Source organism: Pseudescherichia sp. (genome assembly GCF_031987975.1).
In the GTDB taxonomy this organism is placed as follows: domain Bacteria; phylum Pseudomonadota; class Gammaproteobacteria; order Enterobacterales; family Enterobacteriaceae; genus Pseudescherichia.
In genome coordinates, this window is sequence record NZ_DALZYX010000002.1 from 40,017 (window position 1) to 60,861 (window position 20,845).

General features: G+C 57.8%; 18 protein-coding genes. 13 read left to right on the plus strand and 5 right to left on the minus strand.

Going from position 1 to position 20,845, the window contains the following annotated elements; genetic code table 11:
• Window positions 1-273: 273 nt before the first annotated feature.
• The 7 genes from kdpF to speF all read left to right on the plus strand — a co-directional run bounded on the left by kdpF (window position 274) and on the right by speF (window position 10,462).
• A complete protein-coding gene (gene kdpF, locus RTN40_RS03545; protein ID WP_042392117.1) occupies window positions 274-363 on the plus strand; it encodes a K(+)-transporting ATPase subunit F in 90 nt (29 codons plus the stop codon).
• On the plus strand, window positions 363-2,042 hold the full coding sequence (gene kdpA / locus RTN40_RS03550; protein ID WP_312227249.1) for a potassium-transporting ATPase subunit KdpA: 1,680 nt from the start codon (window positions 363-365) through the stop codon (window positions 2,040-2,042). The genes kdpF and kdpA overlap by 1 nt, the downstream gene beginning before the upstream one ends.
• A gap of 17 nt (window positions 2,043-2,059) precedes the next feature.
• The gene (gene kdpB, locus RTN40_RS03555) at window positions 2,060-4,108 is read left to right on the plus strand and encodes a potassium-transporting ATPase subunit KdpB (protein ID WP_312227250.1); all 2,049 of its coding nucleotides are present in this window, start codon (window positions 2,060-2,062) and stop codon (window positions 4,106-4,108) included.
• Between the two features lie 12 nt (window positions 4,109-4,120).
• Entirely contained in the window at window positions 4,121-4,702 is a 582-nt protein-coding gene (gene kdpC, locus RTN40_RS03560) for a potassium-transporting ATPase subunit KdpC (protein ID WP_312227251.1), read from the plus strand.
• Complete coding sequence (gene kdpD, locus RTN40_RS03565; protein ID WP_312227252.1) at window positions 4,699-7,386, plus strand: two-component system sensor histidine kinase KdpD; 2,688 nt, start codon at window positions 4,699-4,701, stop codon at window positions 7,384-7,386. The genes kdpC and kdpD overlap by 4 nt, the downstream gene beginning before the upstream one ends.
• Window positions 7,386-8,060, plus strand: coding sequence for a two-component system response regulator KdpE (gene kdpE / locus RTN40_RS03570; RefSeq protein WP_312227633.1), 675 nt, complete (start codon window positions 7,386-7,388; stop codon window positions 8,058-8,060). The genes kdpD and kdpE overlap by 1 nt, the downstream gene beginning before the upstream one ends.
• Window positions 8,061-8,302: 242 nt before the next feature.
• Entirely contained in the window at window positions 8,303-10,462 is a 2,160-nt protein-coding gene (gene speF / locus RTN40_RS03575; protein ID WP_312227253.1) for an ornithine decarboxylase SpeF, read from the plus strand.
• A 61-nt stretch (window positions 10,463-10,523) separates the two neighbouring features.
• On the opposite strand, the gene pgm is transcribed toward speF, so the two are convergent.
• Window positions 10,524-12,164, minus strand: coding sequence for a phosphoglucomutase (alpha-D-glucose-1,6-bisphosphate-dependent) (gene pgm / locus RTN40_RS03580; RefSeq protein ID WP_312227254.1), 1,641 nt, complete (start codon window positions 12,162-12,164; stop codon window positions 10,524-10,526).
• A gap of 24 nt (window positions 12,165-12,188) precedes the next feature.
• Window positions 12,189-12,734, minus strand: coding sequence for a replication initiation negative regulator SeqA (gene seqA / locus RTN40_RS03585; RefSeq protein ID WP_312227255.1), 546 nt, complete (start codon window positions 12,732-12,734; stop codon window positions 12,189-12,191).
• Between the two features lie 170 nt (window positions 12,735-12,904).
• Between seqA and ybfF the strand changes: the two genes are divergently transcribed.
• The 4 genes from ybfF (at window position 12,905) to fur (ending at window position 15,530) form a co-directional block, all read left to right on the plus strand.
• A complete protein-coding gene (gene ybfF / locus RTN40_RS03590; RefSeq protein WP_312227256.1) occupies window positions 12,905-13,678 on the plus strand; it encodes an esterase in 774 nt (257 codons plus the stop codon).
• Between the two features lie 129 nt (window positions 13,679-13,807).
• A complete protein-coding gene (ybfE, locus tag RTN40_RS03595; protein ID WP_312227257.1) occupies window positions 13,808-14,101 on the plus strand; it encodes a LexA regulated protein in 294 nt (97 codons plus the stop codon).
• A gap of 149 nt (window positions 14,102-14,250) precedes the next feature.
• Entirely contained in the window at window positions 14,251-14,781 is a 531-nt protein-coding gene (gene fldA / locus RTN40_RS03600) for a flavodoxin FldA (RefSeq protein WP_181016609.1), read from the plus strand.
• 290 nt (window positions 14,782-15,071) lie between these two features.
• Window positions 15,072-15,530, plus strand: coding sequence for a ferric iron uptake transcriptional regulator (gene fur / locus RTN40_RS03605; RefSeq protein ID WP_312227258.1), 459 nt, complete (start codon window positions 15,072-15,074; stop codon window positions 15,528-15,530).
• A gap of 54 nt (window positions 15,531-15,584) precedes the next feature.
• On the opposite strand, the gene RTN40_RS03610 is transcribed toward fur, so the two are convergent.
• The 3 genes from RTN40_RS03610 to RTN40_RS03620 are packed head-to-tail and all read right to left on the minus strand — an operon-like array spanning window position 15,585 to window position 18,712.
• Window positions 15,585-16,367, minus strand: coding sequence for an SDR family oxidoreductase (locus tag RTN40_RS03610; RefSeq protein WP_312227259.1), 783 nt, complete (start codon window positions 16,365-16,367; stop codon window positions 15,585-15,587).
• 19 nt (window positions 16,368-16,386) lie between these two features.
• Complete coding sequence (locus tag RTN40_RS03615) at window positions 16,387-17,184, minus strand: SDR family oxidoreductase (protein WP_312227260.1); 798 nt, start codon at window positions 17,182-17,184, stop codon at window positions 16,387-16,389.
• A gap of 22 nt (window positions 17,185-17,206) precedes the next feature.
• Window positions 17,207-18,712 (minus strand): FGGY-family carbohydrate kinase, encoded by a 1,506-nt coding sequence (locus RTN40_RS03620; protein WP_312227261.1) that lies wholly within the window; start codon window positions 18,710-18,712, stop codon window positions 17,207-17,209.
• 326 nt (window positions 18,713-19,038) lie between these two features.
• Between RTN40_RS03620 and RTN40_RS03625 the strand changes: the two genes are divergently transcribed.
• Both RTN40_RS03625 and RTN40_RS03630 read left to right on the plus strand, forming a co-directional pair.
• Window positions 19,039-19,893, plus strand: a complete 855-nt coding sequence (locus RTN40_RS03625) for a transketolase (RefSeq protein ID WP_312227262.1) — start codon at window positions 19,039-19,041, stop codon at window positions 19,891-19,893.
• Entirely contained in the window at window positions 19,886-20,827 is a 942-nt protein-coding gene (locus RTN40_RS03630; protein WP_312227263.1) for a transketolase C-terminal domain-containing protein, read from the plus strand. The genes RTN40_RS03625 and RTN40_RS03630 overlap by 8 nt, the downstream gene beginning before the upstream one ends.
• The last annotated feature ends 18 nt before the right edge of the window (window positions 20,828-20,845 follow it).

A 20,845-nucleotide genomic window follows, 5' to 3' on the forward strand; every position in this document is an offset into this window, starting at 1 on the left:
CGGAATAATCAATTAACGTTGCTGGTTAAAATAGTACCGCTTTGTCGGTAATTTTACTACTCATCCGACCACTATTTTTTCACCGTTGCGCTGAAATTTACATTTCCCCCGTAGGAAAGTTACAAAACAGTTAAATTAATACTAAACATTAGTTAAATTGTGCCTTTGTGATTTTTATACTTTTTTTACATCCGCCCCGCCAATTTTTGCAAAATCTTTGCGCCGAAAAACCTACCTTCACTGCACATCCTAAGAACACCACGGAGGTGGAGTGTGAGTGCAGGCGTGATAACCGGTGTGGTACTGGTTTTCCTGTTGTTGGGCTATCTGGTTTATGCCCTGATTAACGCGGAGGCCTTCTGATGGCGGCGCAGGCGTTTTTACTGATAGCCAGCTTTTTACTGGTGCTGTTTCTACTGGCGCGTCCGCTGGGGACGCTGCTGGCGAGGCTGATTGCGGACCGATCCCTGCCAGGCACGGCCACGCTCGAGCGTGGCCTTTGGCGCATAACCGGCATTCAGCCGCGTGAGATGACGTGGCATCACTATCTGCTGGCGATCCTTGCCATTAACCTGCTCGGCGTGCTGGTCCTGTTTCTGATGCTGCTGTTTCAAGCGCAGCTGCCGTTTAACCCGCAGCAGTTGCCTGGGCTATCGTGGCACCTGGCCCTGAACACCGCCGTGAGCTTTGTGGCGAACACCAACTGGCAATCTTACAGTGGCGAGAGCACCCTGAGCTACTTTAGCCAGATGGCTGGCCTGGCGGTACAGAACTTTCTCTCTGCCGCCAGCGGGATGGCGGTGATCTTCGCGCTTATTCGCGCGTTTTCCCGCAAAAGCGTCAACACTCTGGGTAATGCTTGGGTGGATATTACCCGCATTACCCTGTGGGTGCTGCTGCCCCTCTCGCTGCTGCTGGCGTTAGTGTTCATTCAGCAAGGAGTTCTGCAAAATCTCAACGCCTACCAGCCCTACACCTCGCTGGAGGGCGTTAAGGGTCTGCTGCCGATGGGACCGGTCGCGTCTCAAGAGGCGATCAAAATGCTGGGGACCAACGGCGGCGGCTTCTTCAACGCTAACTCCGCGCATCCGTTTGAGAACCCGACGGCGCTGACCAACTTTCTTCAGATGCTGGCAATCTTCCTGATACCCACCGCGCTCTGCTTCGCCTTCGGTGATGCGGTAGGCGACCGCCGCCAGGGCCACGCCATCCTCTGGGCGATGGCGATTATTTTTGTCCTCTGCGCCGGGCTGGTGATGTGGGCCGAGCTACACGGTAACCCGCACCTGACGGCGCTGGGGGCAGACGGCAGTGCCAATATGGAGGGGAAAGAGAGCCGCCTTGGCATCCTCGCCAGCAGCCTGTTTGCGGTGGTGACGACCGCCGCCTCCTGCGGCGCGGTCAATGCGATGCACGACTCCTTTACTGCCTTGGGAGGGATGGTGCCGCTGTGGCTGATGCAGATCGGCGAGGTGGTGTTCGGCGGAGTTGGCTCGGGCCTTTACGGGATGCTGCTCTTTGTGCTGCTGGCGGTGTTTATCGCCGGGCTGATGATCGGCCGCACGCCGGAGTATCTGGGGAAAAAGATCGACGTACGAGAAATGAAGATGACCGCGCTGGCGATCCTCGTCACCCCTGCGCTGGTGCTGCTCGGCACGGCGCTGGCAATGATGACCGACGCCGGACGTGCAGGCATGCTCAACCCTGGAGCCCATGGCTTTAGCGAGGTGCTCTACGCAATCTCGTCTGCCGCCAACAACAACGGCAGCGCCTTTGCCGGTCTCAGCGCCAATACCCCGTTCTGGAACTGTCTGCTGGCGTTCTGCATGTTCGTGGGTCGCTTTGGCGTGATCGTGCCGGTGATGGCCATCGCCGGATCGCTGGTGATGAAAAAGAGCCAGCCCGTCAGCCCCGGCACGCTGCCCACCCACGGCGCGCTGTTTGTTGGCCTGCTGATCGGCACCGTGCTGCTCGTTGGCGCGCTGACCTTTATCCCCGCGCTGGCCTTAGGCCCGATCGCGGAACACCTTTCCTTACGCTAAGCCTGGCGGGAGCCTTTATGAGTCGTAAGCAACTTGCCCTGTTCGAACCCGCGCTGGTTCGCAAGGCGCTATTAGCCTCTTTTGTAAAACTCAACCCACGGGTGCAGTGGCGTAACCCGGTGATGTTTATCGTCTGGATCGGCAGCCTGCTCACTACCCTGCTGGCGATGGCGATGGCCGCAGGCTATCTGAGCGGCAGCGCAGCCTTTACCGGCGCGATTAGCCTCTGGCTGTGGTTTACCGTGCTGTTTGCTAACGTCGCCGAAGCGCTGGCGGAGGGGCGCAGCAAAGCTCAGGCCAGCAGCCTGAAGGGCGTCAACAAAACTGCCTTTGCCCGCAAACTGCGCACCCCGCAGTATGGCGCCCCGACGGACCGCATCCCGGCAGCCGACCTGCGCCGGGGGGACGTGGTGCTGGTCGAAGCGGGAGATATCATTCCCTGCGACGGCGAGGCCATTGAGGGCGGTGCCTCAGTGGATGAGAGCGCCATTACCGGCGAGTCCGCGCCGGTGATCCGTGAATCCGGAGGTGACTTTGCCTCGGTAACCGGCGGCACGCGTATCCTTTCGGACTGGCTGGTGATCCGCTGCAGCGTCAACCCCGGCGAGACCTTCCTTGACCGGATGATCGCCATGGTCGAAGGGGCGCAGCGGCGAAAAACGCCCAACGAGATCGCGCTGACTATTCTGCTGGTGGCCCTGACGATTGTCTTCCTGCTGGCCACCGCTACCCTGTGGCCCTTCTCTGCCTGGGGCGGAACGGCGGTTAGCGTCACCGTGCTGGTTGCTTTGCTGGTGTGTCTGATCCCCACCACCATCGGCGGATTGCTCTCCGCCATCGGCGTCGCCGGGATGAGCCGGATGCTGGGCGCAAACGTGATCGCCACCAGCGGTCGGGCGGTAGAGGCGGCGGGCGATATCGATGTCCTGCTGCTGGATAAGACCGGAACCATCACCCTTGGCAACCGCCAGGCCGCCGAGTTTTTACCCGCTCGGGGAGTGGACGAGCGCACGCTGGCCGATGCGGCGCAGCTGGCCTCGCTGGCGGATGAGACGCCGGAGGGGCGCAGCATCGTGGTGCTGGCGAAGCAGCGTTTTAACCTGCGCGAGCGCGACGTGCAGAGCCTGAACGCGACCTTTGTTCCCTTTACTGCCCAGACGCGGATGAGCGGCATCAACATTCAGGATCGGCAGATCCGCAAAGGCTCGGTGGATGCCCTGCGTCGTCACATTGCCGCTAACGGTGGCGAGTTTCCCGCCGAGGTCGAGGCGCTGGTTGCACAGGTGGCGAGCCGGGGGGCAACGCCGCTGGTGGTCGCCGAGGGCAACCGGGTACTGGGGGTGATCCCCCTGAAGGACGTGGTTAAGGGTGGGATCAAAGCCCGCTTCGCCCAGCTGCGCAAGATGGGCATCAAAACGGTGATGATCACCGGCGATAACCGCCTGACCGCCGCCGCGATTGCTGCCGAGGCGGGGGTGGATGACTTTCTGGCGGAAGCCACGCCGGAAGCCAAGCTGGCGCTGATCCGTCAGTATCAGGCTGAGGGCCGGCTGGTGGCGATGACCGGCGACGGGACTAACGATGCCCCGGCGCTGGCCCAGGCCGACGTGGCGGTGGCGATGAACTCCGGCACCCAGGCGGCCAAAGAGGCGGGGAATATGGTAGATCTCGACTCCAACCCCACTAAGCTGATCGAGGTGGTGCATATTGGCAAGCAGATGCTGATGACCCGCGGCTCGCTGACGACCTTTAGCATCGCCAACGACGTGGCGAAGTACTTTGCCATTATTCCCGCCGCGTTTGCGGTCACCTACCCGCCGCTCAACGCCCTGAATATTATGCATCTCCATTCTCCCAACTCGGCGATCCTGAGCGCGGTGATCTTCAATGCGCTGATTATTATCGTCCTAATCCCGCTGGCCTTAAAAGGGGTGAGCTATACGCCACTTTCGGCCCAGGCGATGCTGCGCCGTAATCTGTGGATCTACGGTCTGGGCGGGCTGATCGTGCCCTTTATGGGCATCAAAGCCATCGATCTGCTGTTAACACTTTTCGGCCTGGTCTAAGGGGATCACACCATGACTTTCTTTCGTCCCGCATTTCTACTGCTGTTGCTGTTAACGCTGATTACCGGCGGCCTGTATCCGCTGATCGCGACTCTGCTCGGCCAGGGGCTGTTTCCAGCACAGGCCAACGGCTCGCTGATCCTGGAGGATAATCAGATCCGCGGCTCGCGTCTGATCGGACAGAACTTTAGCGCGCCGGGCTACTTCCAGGGTCGCCCCTCCGCCACCGCCGACGCGCCCTATAATCCGCTGGCCTCCGGGGGTAGCAACCTGGCGGGCAGTAACCCGGCGCTGGACGAGGCGATTACCGCCCGCGTCGCGGCGCTGCGGGCCGCCAACCCGCAGGCTACCCCCCGCGTGCCGGTTGAGCTGGTTACCGCCTCGGCCAGCGGGCTGGATTACGGCCTGTCGCCGCAGGCCGTGGCCTGGCAGATCCCGCGCGTGGCGGCGGCACGCGATCTGCCGATTGCCCAGGTCACACAGCTGGTCGCCAAACATACCCACAAACCCTTGCTGAGCTTTACCGGCGAGCCGGGAGTGAATATTGTGGAGCTTAACCTCGCCCTCGATGCGTATAAGGACACACCTGAATGACAGACGAGCCGTTGCGTCCCGATCCCGATCGCCTGCTGGAGCAGGCCAGCAGCACGCATCGCGGCAAGCTGAAAATCTTTTTCGGGGCCTGCGCGGGGGTGGGCAAAACCTTTGCCATGCTCGCCGAAGCGCAGCGGCTGCGGGCGCAGGGGCTGGACATTGTTGCAGGGGTGGTAGAGACCCATGGTCGTAAAGAGACGGCAGCGATGCTGGAGAGCCTGCCGGTTTTGCCGCTCAACGCCGTTAACCATCGGGGACGACGTCTGGCTGAGTTCGATCTTGATGGGGCACTGGCCCGGCGTCCAGCACTGATCCTGATGGACGAGCTGGCCCACACCAACGCTCCCGGCTCCCGCCACCCGAAGCGCTGGCAGGATGTCGAGGAGCTGCTGGAGGCGGGGATAGACGTCTTCACCACCCTCAACGTGCAGCATCTGGAGAGCCTGAACGACGTGGTAAGCGGCGTGACCGGGATCCAGGTACGGGAGACCGTGCCGGATCCCTTTTTTGACGCCGCCGATGACGTCGTGCTGGTTGACCTGCCCCCGGACGATCTGCGCCAGCGCCTGCACGACGGCAAGGTTTATATGGGTGGCCAGGCCGAGCGCGCTATTGAGCACTTCTTTCGCAAAGGTAACCTGATCGCCCTGCGCGAACTGGCTCTGCGGCGCACCGCCGACCGCGTCGATTCCCAGATGCGTGCCTGGCGTGACAATCAGGGTATGGAGAAGGTCTGGCATACCCGCGACGCCATCCTGCTCTGTATCGGCCACGGCCAGGGCAATGAGAAGCTGGTGCGTACCGCCGCGCGGCTGGCGGCAAAACTGGGCAGCGTCTGGCATGCGGTATATGTTGAGACGCCGACCCTGCACAAGCTGCCCGCCCAGCGGCGGCGGGCTATTTTGAGCGCCCTGCGGCTGGCGCAGTCGCTGGGGGCGGAGACCGCGACCCTTGCCGATCCGGCGGAGGAGCGGGCCGTGCTGCGCTACGCCCGGGAGCATAACCTCGGCAAAATCGTCATTGGCCGCCAGGGCCAGCGCCGCTGGTGGCACCCTCCCTCTTTCGCCGAGCGCCTTGCCCGTCACGCGCCCGATCTCGATCTGCTTGTCGTCGCCCTGGAAGAGAGTGCTGGCCCGTTCACTCCGCGCCACGCCGACGCCCGCCCGCTCATTGAAAAGTGGCGGGTTCAAATTACCGGCGGCCTGGTGGCGATCGCGCTTTGCGCTCTGATTACTTTTATTGCCAGCCAGTGGCTTATCGCCTTTGACGCCGCCAACCTGGTGATGCTCTACCTGCTGGGGGTGGTGATCGTTGCCCTGCTCTATGGGCGATGGCCCTCAGTGCTGGCGACCGTCATTAACGTCGTTAGCTTCGATCTCTTTTTTATCGCCCCGCGCGGCACGCTGGCGGTCTCCGACGTGCAGTATCTGCTGACCTTCGGGGTGATGCTGACGGTGGGGCTGGTAATCGGCAACCTGACCGCAGGGGTGCGCTATCAGGCCCGCATTGCCCGCTACCGCGAGCAGCGAACGCGCCACCTCTATGAGATGTCGAAGGCGCTGGCGGTGGGACGCAGCGAACAGGACATTGCCCTCACTGGCGAGAGATTTATTCAATCCATCTTCCATGCCCGCAGCCAGATCCTGCTCCCGGACGAGAGCGGTAAGCTGCGGGCAGTGACGCCGGCGCAGAGCATGACCCCGTGGGATGAGGCCATCGCCCAGTGGAGCCTGAGCAAGGGCCTACCCGCCGGAGCCGGTACCGATACCCTGCCCGGGGTGCCTTATCTTATTCTGCCTCTAAAAAACGGCGATAAATCCCGAGGAGTTGCGATCGTTGAACCAGCCAGCCTGCGTCAGCTGATGATCCCCGAGCAGCAGCGGCTGTTGGAAACTTTCGCCCTGCTGGTAGCCAGCGCGTTGGAGCGGCTGGCATTAACCACTAGCGAGCAGCACGCCAGGCTGACCAGCGAGCGGGAGAACATTCGTCACTCGCTGCTGGCGGCGCTCTCCCATGACCTGCGCACCCCGCTGACCGTGCTGTTTGGCCAGGCGGAAATTTTGACCCTCGACCTGGCCAGCGCAGGATCGCAGCACGCCCCGCAGGCCAGCGAGATCCGCCAGCAGGTACTGAGCATGACCCGGCTGGTGAATAACCTGCTCGACATGGCCCGCATTCAGTCCGGCGGCTTCAGCCTGAAGCTGGAGTGGCTGACGCTGGAAGAGATCGTCGGCAGCGCTTTGCAAGCGTTGGATCCCATCAGCGGCGGTCGAGCGGTTCAGCTAGACCTGCCCGACCCGCTAATGCTGGTGCAGGTAGACGGCCCGCTGTTTGAGCGCGTGCTGGTCAACCTGCTGGAGAACGCGATGAAGTATGCCGGGCCAGCAGCGACCATCGGCATTAACGTCTGCCGGGATGAGAATCAGCTCTTGCTGGAGGTATGGGACAGCGGGCCGGGGATCCCGGCGGGACAAGAGCAGTCAATTTTCGCTAAATTCGCCCGGGGTAACAAAGAGTCATCTATTCCGGGGGTGGGGCTGGGGTTGGCTATCTGTGAAGCCATTATTGAGGTCCACGGCGGCACGATTAGCGTAGCAAACCGGCCCGAGGGGGGAGCGCGCTTTCGTGTTACACTTCCGCAAACGACGCCGCCAGGGCTTGATGATTTAACCGGAGAAGCGTAATTAACATTTTAATCGTTGAGGATGAACAGGCCATTATTCGCTTTGTGCGCGCCGCGCTGGAGGCTGATGGCCTGCGGGTACACGAGGCGCAGACGATGCAGCGCGGTCTGCTGGAGGCCGCAACGCGCAAGCCCGATGCAGTTATCCTCGACCTGGGCCTGCCCGACGGTGATGGACTCGATTTTATCCGCGACCTGCGACAGTGGAGCCAGACGCCCATTATCGTGCTCTCTGCCCGCGCCGAGGAGCAGGATAAAATTGCCGCCCTTGACGCCGGGGCGGACGACTATCTCAGCAAGCCGTTTGGTATTGGAGAGCTACAGGCGCGCCTGCGGGTGGCGCTACGCCGTCACGGCAGCAGCAGCCAGAGCGATCCGCTGGTGACCTTCTCCGATGTGCGCGTTGATCTCGCCGCCAGGCGCATTCAGCGTGGCGAAGAGGAGATCCACCTGACCCCCATCGAATTTCGCCTGCTGGCGGTGCTGATAGGCCACCACGGTAAGGTACTCACCCAGCGGCAGCTGCTGCGTGAGGTATGGGGACCCAACGCGGTAGAACACAGCCACTATCTGCGTATCTATATGGGCCACCTGCGCCAGAAGCTGGAAAACGATCCGGCTCGCCCGCGCCACTTTATTACTGAAACCGGCATTGGCTACCGCTTTATGCTTTAAATATAATTCACTTTTAGCTTCATATTTAAACCCGCGGAATAATCCCATTACTTTAAATAAGCGCGTAATTAATACAAACATTACTCTTCCATTCTATTTTTATTGATCAACTTCACGGCTAAATTTAATTTCACCGATAAAATGGCCCGCGAAACCAGTTAGACCCAAGCACTATCCTAACCTGTAAAATCAATCCTTTATAAGGATTGAGGGACAACTATTATCTAAAATAAGGATTAACTATGCAACGCTTGAAAATAGCGGCCAGCCGCGCCTGCCATGAGTTTATCGCTACCCGCCGTGATATAATTGACCTGCACGACAGTAACTTTATTGATGTTGCTGCCGCCGTACTCTCTATTAATGATATACATAAAGGGATGGTAGAAAAGATTGAAGAGACCGGATTTAACATCCCCATCTTCGTCATGACCCACGAGGCGGAATGTGTTCCGGCAATTTACCTTCCCGATATTTATGGCGTCTTCCAGTACGGTAATGCCAACCGGGAATATTATGGCCGTCAGCTTGAGGCCGCCGCGCTGAAATATGAGCGTGGCCTGCGTCCGCCCTTCTTCAGCGCCTTAACGGACTACGTCAAGCAGGGCAACAGCGCCTTTGACTGTCCTGGGCACCAGGGCGGGCAGTTTTTCCGTCGCCACCCTGCCGGCAACCAGTTTGTGGATTTCTTCGGCGAAGCGCTGTTCCGGGCCGACCTCTGTAACGCCGACGTGGCGATGGGCGATCTGCTGATCCACGAAGGCGCGCCCTGCCTGGCCCAGCAGCATGCGGCAAAGGTCTTTAACGCCGATAAGACCTACTTCGTTCTCAACGGCACCTCGTCGGCTAACAAGGTGGTACTTAACGCCCTGCTGGCGCCTGGGGATCTGGTGCTGTTCGATCGTAATAACCACAAGTCTAACCACCACGGAGCGCTACTGCAGGCGGGAGCTACCCCGGTCTATCTGGAGACAGCGCGTAACCCCTACGGCTTTATCGGCGGCATTGACGCGCACTGCTTTGAAGAGCCGTACCTGCGTGAACTGGTTGCGGAGGTAGCACCTGAGCATGCCCAGCGTCAGCGGCCGTTCCGTCTGGCGGTGATCCAGCTCGGCACCTATGACGGTACCATCTACAACGCCCGTCAGGTGGTAGATAACATCGGTCATCTCTGCGACTACATCCTGTTTGACTCGGCCTGGGTGGGCTACGAACAGTTTATCCCGATGATGGCCGACTGCTCGCCGCTGCTGCTGGATCTCAATGAAAACGATCCCGGCATTCTGGTTACCCAGTCGGTGCACAAGCAGCAGGCGGGCTTCTCTCAGACTTCGCAGATCCATAAAAAGGATAGCCATATCAAGGGCCAGCCGCGCTACGTTCCGCACAAGCGCCTGAACAACGCCTTTATGATGCACGCCTCCACCAGCCCCTTCTATCCGCTCTTTGCTGCGCTGGACGTTAACGCCCGGATGCACGAGGGCGAGAGCGGCAAACGGATGTGGATGCGCTGTGTTGAGCAGGGCGTCGAGGCCCGCAAGATGATCCTCAATCAGTGCAAGTTTATCCGTCCTTTCGTTCCGACAACGGTAGACGGTCGCCCATGGGAGTCGTACAACACCGCTGAGATCGCCCGCGATCTGCGCTTCTTCCATTTTGTACCCGGAGAGAACTGGCACGCCTTTGAGGGCTATGCGCCCCACCAGTACTTTATCGATCCCTGCAAGCTGCTGCTGACCACGCCGGGCATCGATGCCGCCACCGGTGAGTATGAGGAGTTTGGCGTACCGGCGACGATCCTCGCCAACTACCTGCGCGAAAACGGTGTGGTGCCGGAGAAGTGCGATCTTAATTCGATTCTCTTCCTGCTGACGCCTGCGGAAGAGATGGGCAAACTGCAACAGCTGGTAGCCCGGCTGGCACAGTTTGAGGTGCTGCTGGCCAGCGATGCGCTTCTGCAGGACGTGCTGCCGTCGATCTACCACCAGCATCCGCAGCGTTACGCGGGTTACACTCTGCGCCAGCTCTGTCAGGAGATGCACAACCTCTACGCACGTAACAACGTTAAGCAGCTGCAAAAAGAGATGTTCCGCAAAGCCTGCCTGCCGCCGGTACGTATGTCGCCCCAGGAGGCCAACTACGCTTTTATTCGCGGCGAGAGCGAGCTGGTTCTGCTGAGCGAGGCCGAAGGGCGGATCGCTGCCGAAGGTGCGCTCCCCTACCCGCCAGGCGTACTGTGCGTCGTGCCGGGTGAGGTCTGGGGAGGGTCTGTATTGCGCTATTTTACCGCGCTTGAAGAGGGGATCAATCTGCTGCCGGGCTTCGCACCGGAGCTACAGGGGGTCTACATTCAGGAGCATGAGGGACGTAAAGCGGTATGGTGTAACGTGATCAAAGAGTAAAGCTACATTACGCGGAAACAATAACGCCCGGCAGCGCGATGCCGCCGGGCGCTGAGCAGCATCAGGCGTTTTTCAGCACTTCGCTAACAATCTCTACCGCTTCTTTCTCGATCAGCTTACGGTGCTCTTCACCGAGGAAGCTTTCGCAGTAAATTTTGTAGGCGTCTTCCGTACCTGACGGACGTGCGGCAAACCAGCCGTTGTCGGTCATCACCTTCAGCCCGCCAATAGACGCACCGTTACCCGGCGCGGCGGTCAGACGAGCCGTGATCGGATCCCCTGCCAGCTGGCTGGCGCTCACCATCTCTGGCGACAGCTTCGACAGCGCGGCCTTCTGCGCTGAGGTTGCCCCGGCCTGCAGACGGTTATAGCTTGGCGCGCCAAAACGCTCTGCCAGCTCATCGTAGTGCTGCTGCGGGTTTTTACCAGTGACGGCGGTGATCTCTGCGGCCAGCAGGCACATGATAATACCGTCTTTATCGGTAGACCACGGCGTGCCGTCAAAGCGCAGGAACGAAGCCCCGGCGCTCTCTTCGCCGCCGAAACCGAAGCTGCCGTCGTGCAGACCATCAACAAACCACTTGAAGCCCACCGGCACTTCCACCAGCTTACGGCCCAGATCGTTGACCACACGGTCAATCATCGCTGAGGAGACCAGGGTTTTCCCTACCGCTACCTCTTTGCCCCACTGCGGACGATTCTGGAACAGGTAGTTGATTGCTACCGCCAGATAGTGGTTCGGGTTCATCAGCCCTGCCGGGGTGACGATGCCGTGACGGTCATAGTCCGGGTCGTTGGCAAAGGCCAGATCGAACTTGTCGCGCAGCGCCAGCAGGCCCGCCATTGCGCACTCAGAGGAGCAGTCCATGCGGATCGCGCCATCTTTGTCGAGGTGCATAAAGCGGAAAGTCTGATCGACCTGATCGTTAACGATGGTCAGATCCAGCTTGTAGTGCTCAGCAATGCGCTTCCAGTACTCAATGCCGGAGCCGCCCAGCGGATCGACGCCCAGCTTCAGGCCCGCTTTCTGGATGGCCGCCATATCGACGATCTCGGCCAGACCTTCAATAAAGGGCTGAACCAGATCCTTTTCGGTCACGCGACCAGAGGTCATGGCTTCATCAAGGGTGATGCGTTTCACCCCTTCCAGCCCGGCTGCCAGCAGCGCGTTGGCGCGATCCTCTACCACCTTAGTGACGTTGGTGTCGGCCGGGCCACCGTTAGGCGGATTATATTTGATGCCGCCATCTTCCGGCGGGTTGTGCGAAGGGGTAATAACGATACCGTCAGCCTGCGCACCGCCCTGCTTGTTATGCTCAAGGATAGCGTTCGACACCGCAGGCGTTGGCGTAAAGCCGTTGTTCTCCTGCACGATGATGTCCACGCCGTTAGCGGCCAGCACTTCCAGCACGGAGATAAACGCCGGCTCGGAAAGGGCATGGGTGTCCTTGCCAACATAGCACGGCCCGGTGACGCCGTTTTTAGCGCGCTCTTCGGCAATCGCCTGGGCGATAGCCAAAATGTGCGGTTCGTTGAAGCTGTGGCGTACCGAGCTACCGCGGTGGCCGGAGGTGCCAAATTTTACCGCATGTTCGCTATTGCCTGTTTCCGGCTTCAGCACGTAATACTGCGCGGTAAGCTGAGCGACGTTAATCAGATCGCCCTGTTGTGCAGGCTGCCCTGCGCGTTCATGGTTTGCCATTGCCTGATCCTTCTTATGCAAGGGTTAAATTGTGCCGCAAACCTTGTCAATCAGCTCCGCCGGGAACTGCATCGACTGCATGATATGCTCCACCATGCTGCGTTTACGGTCCGTATTGGTATTCGTGATCACCCAGTATGGCGTATTTGCCAGGTGCTTAGGCTTGGTCTGTGCCCCGTTTTGCAACAGCGTCTGCTGATCGCCCGCAAAGTAGACGCGGGTACGACCATGCAGGGACTCCGTCGCCTCGGCAAACGCTTTATCATCCAATGAATAGAGTGTAGACAGCACCAGCATGAAGCGGTTAACCGCTTTTCTCTGTTCTGCATATTCATCAGACAGCAGCAGTTCGCGCATGGCACGAACCTTGTCTTTCACAGGATTAACCGGCTTCACCTCGGCCGGAACGTTGACAATGGCGGCCTCTTTCGGGGCGGTGGCCGCTGGCCTGCTGCCGTTGGCGGTAAACTTCAGCATCCGCCGTAAAATCTCGGATGCGCTCTCGCCGATGTGTTTGGTGTGGCTAGCAATATAGCTGTAAAGCTCATCATCAACTTCGATCGTTTTCATTTTAATCCAGTGGAGTATCTTATCTGAATACAAGCTGTTGGGATTATAGGCGAAATCTCAACAACGGTTAGCGTCAGGCAAAAGTCGGTTCGCATCGACCCCTTGCAGCCAGGCGGCAGAATGGTCAACATAATACCCTAACCCGACAGAGCGAAAAAAAGAACTTTGCCATGAAATTGAATACCCGAGCGCAATCTGCACAACATCCGCACAACAATTCTCCCATTGTTCTGGTCCATGGCCTGTTTGGCAGCCTGGACAACCTCGGCGTGCTGGCACGCGATCTGGTAAACGATCACGATATCATTCAGGTGGATATGCGCAACCATGGTCTCTCTCCCCGTTCGCCAGAGATGAATTACCCAGCCATGGCCCAGGATCTGCTCGATACCCTCGACGCCGTGGGCCTGGAGAAAGCGACCTTTATCGGCCACTCAATGGGCGGCAAGGCGGTGATGGCGCTTACCCAGCTTGCCCCTGAACGTATTGATCAGCTGGTGGCCATTGACATCGCGCCGGTTGACTATCAGGTGCGCCGTCACGATGAGATTTTTGCCGCTATCAAAACGGTAACAACCGTCGGGGCCACCAGCCGCCAGCAGGCTGCCGCTCTGATGCGCCAGACGCTGCATGAAGAGGGCGTTATTCAGTTTCTTCTGAAATCCTTTATCGACGGCGAGTGGCGCTTCAACGTGCCGATACTGTGGGATCGCTATGAGGATATTGTCGGCTGGCAGACCGTGCCCGCCTGGGATCGCCCGGCGCTGTTTGTACGCGGCGGACAGTCCCCCTACGTTACCGAGGCACATCGCGATGCGCTCCTCGCCCAGTTCCCCCAGGCCCGGGCACACGTGATCGCCGGGGCCGGTCACTGGGTGCACGCTGAAAAGCCTGAGGCGGTATTGAGAGCGATCCGCCGCTATCTGGCGAGTGATGCAGGCTGATTAAAAACCCGGCGACCAGACGCTGCAAGGCTTACGGTCGTTGGCGTCCCTGCTCTGCTGATGTATGATGACGCGCTAATCGCGCAGGGTTACCCTGGCCGCCTGTTTTCCCCGACGTCACCCAAAATCATGGCAAAAGAACAAACGGACCGTACGACACTAGATCTGTTCGCGAACGAGCGTCGCCCGGGACGACCGAAAACGAATCCGCTTTCGCGTGACGAACAGCTACGCATCAACAAGCGTAACCAGCTTAAACGCGATAAAGTTCGTGGGCTTAAGCGCGTCGAGCTAAAGATGAATGCCGATGCCGTTGAGGCGCTCAACGCGCTGGCAGACGCACGGCAGATCAGCCGTAGCGAGCTAATTGAAGAGCTGCTGTTAACTCAGCTCAAGGCCCTGCACCGCCAGGGCGACGTCTGAAAACCTCGTCAAATCACACTTTCATGTAGCACAGAGTGCAGTCCGGACGATTACGAATTTCGCGTACGGCTCTGTTCTGCTATTATTGCCCTTATCCGTGGGCTGTGCTCCACCACCATATCATTAAGTTTCAAGAGGTTATTTTACTCATGGCAATTACAGGCATTTTTTTCGGTAGCGACACCGGTAACACCGAAAATATCGCGAAGATGATCCAAAAGCAGCTGGGTAAAGAGATTGCCGACGTGCATGACATTGCCAAGAGCAGCAAAGAAGATCTGGAAGGCTATGATATCCTGCTGCTGGGCATCCCGACCTGGTACTATGGTGAAGCGCAGTGCGACTGGGATGACTTCTTCCCGACGCTGGAAGAGGTAGACTTCAACGGTAAGCTGGTGGCGCTGTTTGGCTGCGGCGATCAGGAGGACTATGCAGAGTACTTCTGTGACGCCCTCGGCACCATTCGTGATATTATCGAGCCTAACGGTGCAACTATCGTAGGCCACTGGCCAACGGCGGGTTACCACTTCGAAGCCTCTAAAGGCCTGGCCGATGACGATCACTTTGTCGGTCTGGCGATTGACGAAGATCGTCAGCCGGAGCTGACCGCTGAACGCGTTGAGAAGTGGGTGAAGCAGATCTCCGAAGAGCTGCACCTGGACGAGATCGTGAACGCCTGATTTTAGACGGCGCAGCCTTAGGGCTGCGCTGCTATTGATAGATAAAAGCAATAGAAATAATTGCTACAAATTTTTAACTTTCGTGTACATACCTGTACAATATCCCCTGGTCAAACGGGCCGCGTCACAATTGTTTGTTGGCGAGACCACGTTTTATACGCATACTTTACTTGAGGACTTGTAGTTTTCATTAAGAAGTGGCAATTCTATAATGAGACGCATTTACTCAAGGTCATTCTCATTAACTTCCGCCTCGGAAGTGGATCGATTAGCAACAGGACAGACTCCGCATGACTGACAATAACACCGCATTAAAGAAGGCCGGCCTGAAAGTCACGCTTCCTCGTTTAAAAATTCTGGAAGTGCTTCAGGGACCGGATAACCATCATGTCAGTGCGGAAGACTTATACAAGCGTCTGATCGACATGGGCGAGGAAATTGGTCTGGCTACCGTGTACCGCGTGCTTAACCAGTTTGATGATGCCGGGATCGTGACCCGCCACAACTTTGAAGGTGGCAAATCCGTTTTCGAACTGACCCAGCAGCATCACCACGATCATCTGATCTGCCTTGACTGTGGCAAAGTGATCGAGTTCAGCGATGACTCTATCGAAGCTCGTCAGCGTGAAATTGCCACCAAGCATGGCATTCGCCTGACTAACCACAGCCTCTACCTGTACGGTCACTGCGCTGAAGGCGATTGCCGCGAAGACGATCACGCGCACGAAACGACGCCGCGTAAGCTGTAATTGAAAACGAAAACGGGTCACCTCAGGTGACCCGTTTTTTTTACTAACAAACAGTTACCAGCAAACAAACCCGCCATCGACCAGCAGATCTACGCCGGTACAGAACGAGGATGCATCCGCAGCGAGGAAAATCGCCGGACCCGCCATCTCCTCAACCTTCGCCATACGCTGCATCGGCGTCTGGCTCTCAAAGGATTTTGTCTGATGCACCATCTCTGGACGCGTATTCATTGGGGTGGCCGTGTAGCCCGGACTGATGGTATTAACGCGAATATTCTTCTCCGCCCACTCCATCGCCAGGCTTTTACTTAAGTGGATCACCCCCGCCTTGGAGCAGTTGTAATGGGCCTGCTCCAGGCCGCGATTAACAATCACGCCGGACATCGAGGCGATATTGATGATCGAGCCGCCGCCGCTCTCCAGCATCAGCTCGGCCTCGGCCTTGCAGCTGTTCCAGACGCCGGTCAGGTTGATATCGATAACCCGCTGCCACTGATCCGGCTCCATCTCCAGCGCCGGATTAGCGTTGGCAATCCCCGCGGCGTTGAGGGCAACATCCAGACGACCAAACTGCTTTTTCACTTCAGCGATAGCGGCGCGCAGATGCGCAATATCGCGTACGTCGCCGGTATAAGCGAAGGCGCTGCCGCCCATCTCCTGGATGGTGCTCACGGTTTCCGCCAGGCCGCCATCCTCACGCAGATCGAAGCAGGCGACCTTCGCCCCCGCGCTGGCAAAGCCGTAGGCAATCATTTGGCCAATACCGCTTCCTGCCCCGGTGATAAACGCGACGCGATCGCTTAAGTCGAACAGCCGTTGAGAAAAGTATTTATCCATGGTTTTACTCCAGAATGTGTTACGACATGATCAAGCCGCCATCAACGTTGATGGTTTGCCCCGTAATATAAGCCGCGTCCTCAGACGCCAGAAACGCCACCAGCCCGGCCACGTCGGCGGGTTTGCCCGCCCGCTTGAGGGGGATCCCCTGCACCCATTCGTCCATCAGTTCGCCTTTTTTATACTGCTTCTCTGGCGTACTTAGGATCTCGCCCCACACGCGGTCGTTGTAGTCCCACATATTGGTCTCGATAATTCCAGGGCAGAAGGCGTTAACCGTGATGTTGTGCTGAGCCAGCTCAAGCGCCAGGCTTTGGGTAATACCGATTACGCCCATTTTGCTGGCGGCGTAGTGTGGGGTGTAGATAAAGCCAACGCGACCCTGTCCAGAGGAGGTGTTGATCAGACGTCCGCTCTGCTGTTTCACCATATACTTAGCGGCTTCGCGACAGCATAACCACACGCCGGTGGTGTTTACGCTGAGCACGTTATCAAACTCCTGACGCGTCATTTTATCGAAGCGGTCGATAGTAATAATGCCGGCGTTTTGAATAGAGACATCAATGCTGGAAAAGGTGTGATGCGCGAGCCGATAAAGCTCGGTGACCTGCTCCTCATCGGTAACGTCGGCGACGAAGGAGATAATGTTTTCATGGTACTCCTCTCTCAGCCGCTCGGCGGTCTCTGTGACCTCAGCCGAGTAGTCAGAGAGCACCAGATTCGCTCCCGCGTCGGCAAATTTTCTGGCGATGCCTTCCCCGATGCCTTTAGCAGCACCGGTAATGACGACCGTTTTATTTTCAAATACATATCCCATGTTCTCTCTCCTCGCCCGCTATTCAGAATTTGTGTAGGGTTCTTTCGACGGCCTTTTGCCACTCCCGCCAGCGCTTTTGTAAACGACCATGACGCTCCATGTTGGGGCGAAATTCGCTATGCGGATACAGGTACTGCTTCAGCTCATCGAGTGAGAGTTGCCCTACGGCTTTGCGCGCTAAAAGTGCCGCCCCGATAGCAGACAGTTCGGGTACGTCGCTGCGCATCACCGGACAACCCAGCAGGTCTGACTGATACTGCATCAGCCAGTCATTTTTTGTCGGGCCGCCATCCACCATTAATGCCGTCAGCGTGAAATCGTTGTGCTGGCGCATGGCGGTTACTACGTCGGCGATCTGGTAGGTGATAGCTTCCAGCGCGGCCCGGATCAGGTGCGCACGCTTAACGCCACGGCTCAGGCCGCAGATCACCCCGCGGGCATTTTCATCCCACCAGGGCGCGCCTAATCCAGTAAGTGCCGGAACAAAATAGACCCCAAGCGTTGACTCAACCGAGGCCGGAAGCGAGTTCAGCTCTGCCGTCAGCTCGGCTTCAGGAAGCTCGCTCAGGCCCGTACTGTCAGCCATCCACGCGACGCCGTCCCCGGTATGGGGAATGTTCCCCTCCAGGCCATAGATCAACTGCTCGCCGTCATGCCAGGCAATGGTGGTGGCCAGGGAGTGGATGTTGCACTGAGCAGAGGTGACTGGCGCCATGACCGATGACCCCGTGCCGTAAGTCGCCTTGACGCACCCCGCCTCTCCCAGCGCGTGGCCGAACAGCGCAGCGTGCGAGTCGCCCACCATCGACATGATCGGGATACCGTCAGGTATACCCGCTACGTTTTTGGTGTAGCCGAACAGGCCGCTGGAGGGTTTAATCTCCGGCAGCGCAGCCGCCGGGATCTGGAAGATATCCAGCATCTCCGGACTCCAGCCTCCGCTTTGCAGATCCAGAAGCTGGGTACGGGCAGCGTTTGAGTAGTCGCAGCAGAAGCTTTCGCCGGCGGTTAGATTCCAGAGCAGCCAGCTGTCGATGGTACCCAGGCAGATCTCCCCGTTTGCCGCCAGCGTCTGGCCATTTGGCGTCGCCTCGATGAGCCAGCGCATCTTGGAGCCGGAGAAGAGCGGCGCGACCGGCAGACCGGTAACGGCTTTAATCGCAGGCTCTTTATTATCGCGACGCAGCGCATCGCAAAAATCCGCAGTGCGCGAGCATTGCCAGCTTATTGCCGCATGCAGCGGTGTACCATTGCTACGGTACCAGCCCATCGCCGTCTCGCGTTGGTTGCTAATAGCCAGCGCCGCGATATTGTCGGCACCCACCGCCTCAATCGCCTGTGAGATAACCTTTACAGAGGCCTCAATTAGCGCCGTGCCTGACTGTTCGACCCACCCTTCTCGAGGCGTCTGGATTGACAGCGGTTGGTTGAATTTAACGATAACCTTGCCTGTTTCATCTAAGGCGACGGCCTTCGCGTTCGTCGTACCTTCATCAAGGGCAATGATAATGTTTTGGTGTGAAGACATAGGTTTCTCCGGAGAAGCGAACCGTCTATGAATATATATTCAGCACTGATTATTTATTTTGTAAACGATAGCGGGGATCGCTATCCGCTTCTACAGGCAAACGCAACAAATGCGTATGGCATCACAATTCACTCAATCACTCTGGACAAATCAACAGCAGGGGTTGTAGTATTATGAATATAAAGTCATGTGTGAATATATATTCTGAGACGTCGCAGATGACTATTCACTTACGGTCAGGGAGACCTGGAGCAACGGCCAGGATCCATTTTTTTGCACCCACCTGAATATATATTCAGAGTCGCATAATCATTCGGAGGAGTTCGATGAATCCGTTCTTACTTTCTGTACCCGAACTTGAAAACAAAGCCCGCGCCGTGCGCCGCCACATCATCTCCCTGAATGCCAACAGCCCCGCTGGTGGCCATACCGGGGCCGATCTCTCGCAGGTCGAACTGTTAACGGCGCTCTATTTTCGCGTACTCGACTGCGCAGTTGACCGCCAGGATGATGAGGAGCGTGATATCTACATCCAGTCCAAAGGCCATGCCGTCGGCTGCTACTACTGCGTGCTCGCTGAAGCGGGCTATTTCCCGGTGGAGTGGCTCTCAACCTATCAGCACGCCAACTCCCATCTTCCGGGACATCCGGTTAAGCAAAAGACGCCGGGCATTGAGCTGAATACCGGCGCCCTGGGGCATGGTTTTCCGGTGGCGGTCGGCCTGGCGCTGGCAGCTAAGCGCAGCAACAGCAAACGCCGCATTTTCCTGATTACCGGCGATGGCGAACTGGCCGAAGGCAGTAACTGGGAAGCGGCTATGGTCGCAGCTCATTACAAGCTGGATAACCTGGTCATTATCAATGACAAAAATGGTCTGCAGCTGGCAGGGGCGACTAAAGACATCATGAGCACCGATCCGCTGGATGAGAAATGGCGCGCCTTCGGCATGGAGGTGACTGAGTGCCAGGGCAACGATATGGCCTCCGTGGTCAACGCGCTGGAGAACCTGCCCCAGACCGGAAAACCAAACGTCATCATCGCCCATACCACCAAGGGGGCGGGCGTCTCCTTTATCGCTGGCAAACCCGAGTGGCACCACCGTGTACCTAAGGGTGACGAAATCGGGCTGGCAATGAGCGAACTGAACGATCTGATCGAAGAGGGCATGAAAAGTGAGTAATTCAGAACATCTTGCAAACGTGATGGTTGAAGCTTTTATTGATGCGGTTGAGAAAGGCGTTGACCTGGTTCCCGTCGTCGCCGACTCGACGTCAACCGCCAAGATCTCCCCTTTCATGAAGCAGTTTCCGGATCGGATCGTCAACGTTGGTATCGCCGAGCAGACCCTGGTCGGCGCAGCTGCCGGGCTGGCGCTGGGCGGAAAAATCGCCGTAACCTGTAACGCCGCGCCTTTTCTTGTTTCACGCGCCAACGAGCAGGTTAAAGTCGATATCTGCTACAACAATACCAACGTGAAGCTGTTTGGCCTCAACGCCGGAGCCAGCTATGGTCCGCTAGCCAGCACCCACCACGCTATCGATGATATCTCCGTAATGCGTGGGTTTGGCAATATTCAGATCTTTGCCCCCTCATCACCGCTGGAGTGCCGCCAGATTATTGAGTATGCCCTGGAGTACGTTGGCCCGGTCTATATCCGCATGGATGGTAAAGCGTTACCTGAACTGCATGATGAAAGTTACACCTTTGTACCCGGTGCGGTAGATGTTCTGCGCGAAGGCGATGAAATTGCGCTGGTTGCGATGGGGTCCACCGTTCACGAAGCCGTCGATGCCGCCGCACAGCTAGCTGAACAGGGCATTTCGGCAAAGGTAATTAACGTTCCTTCGATTCGTCCTTTAGATCGCGACGCGCTGTTCGCCGCTTTACAGGGGGTTAAACATATCATCAGCATTGAAGAGCACAACGTGAACGGCGGCGTAGGCAGCATCGTCGCAGAAGTGCTGGCAGAAAACGGCCACGGCGCGATGCTTAAACGTCTGGGGATCCCTGACGGCGAATACGCTATTGCTGCCGATCGCAAAGATATGCGGGCATACCATGGTTTTAATGTAGCCGGGATCGTCAATCAGACCCTGGCACTTATCAATAGATAGCGTTAACAAAAGTACGTA

What these genes read in the sequence shown, in the direction of transcription:
- kdpA (WP_312227249.1), top strand. Translation starts at nt 363, where the DNA reads ATGGCGGCGCAGGCGTTTTTACTGATAGCCAGCTTTTTACTGGTGCTG.
- kdpB (WP_312227250.1), top strand. Translation starts at nt 2,060, where the DNA reads ATGAGTCGTAAGCAACTTGCCCTGTTCGAACCCGCGCTGGTTCGCAAG.
- kdpC (WP_312227251.1), top strand. Translation starts at nt 4,121, where the DNA reads ATGACTTTCTTTCGTCCCGCATTTCTACTGCTGTTGCTGTTAACGCTG.
- kdpD (WP_312227252.1), top strand. Translation starts at nt 4,699, where the DNA reads ATGACAGACGAGCCGTTGCGTCCCGATCCCGATCGCCTGCTGGAGCAG.
- speF (WP_312227253.1), top strand. Translation starts at nt 8,303, where the DNA reads ATGCAACGCTTGAAAATAGCGGCCAGCCGCGCCTGCCATGAGTTTATC.
- pgm (WP_312227254.1), bottom strand. Translation starts at nt 12,164, where the DNA reads ATGGCAAACCATGAACGCGCAGGGCAGCCTGCACAACAGGGCGATCTG.
- seqA (WP_312227255.1), bottom strand. Translation starts at nt 12,734, where the DNA reads ATGAAAACGATCGAAGTTGATGATGAGCTTTACAGCTATATTGCTAGC.
- ybfF (WP_312227256.1), top strand. Translation starts at nt 12,905, where the DNA reads ATGAAATTGAATACCCGAGCGCAATCTGCACAACATCCGCACAACAAT.
- ybfE (WP_312227257.1), top strand. Translation starts at nt 13,808, where the DNA reads ATGGCAAAAGAACAAACGGACCGTACGACACTAGATCTGTTCGCGAAC.
- fldA (WP_181016609.1), top strand. Translation starts at nt 14,251, where the DNA reads ATGGCAATTACAGGCATTTTTTTCGGTAGCGACACCGGTAACACCGAA.
- fur (WP_312227258.1), top strand. Translation starts at nt 15,072, where the DNA reads ATGACTGACAATAACACCGCATTAAAGAAGGCCGGCCTGAAAGTCACG.
- RTN40_RS03610 (WP_312227259.1), bottom strand. Translation starts at nt 16,367, where the DNA reads ATGGATAAATACTTTTCTCAACGGCTGTTCGACTTAAGCGATCGCGTC.
- RTN40_RS03615 (WP_312227260.1), bottom strand. Translation starts at nt 17,184, where the DNA reads ATGGGATATGTATTTGAAAATAAAACGGTCGTCATTACCGGTGCTGCT.
- RTN40_RS03620 (WP_312227261.1), bottom strand. Translation starts at nt 18,712, where the DNA reads ATGTCTTCACACCAAAACATTATCATTGCCCTTGATGAAGGTACGACG.
- RTN40_RS03625 (WP_312227262.1), top strand. Translation starts at nt 19,039, where the DNA reads ATGAATCCGTTCTTACTTTCTGTACCCGAACTTGAAAACAAAGCCCGC.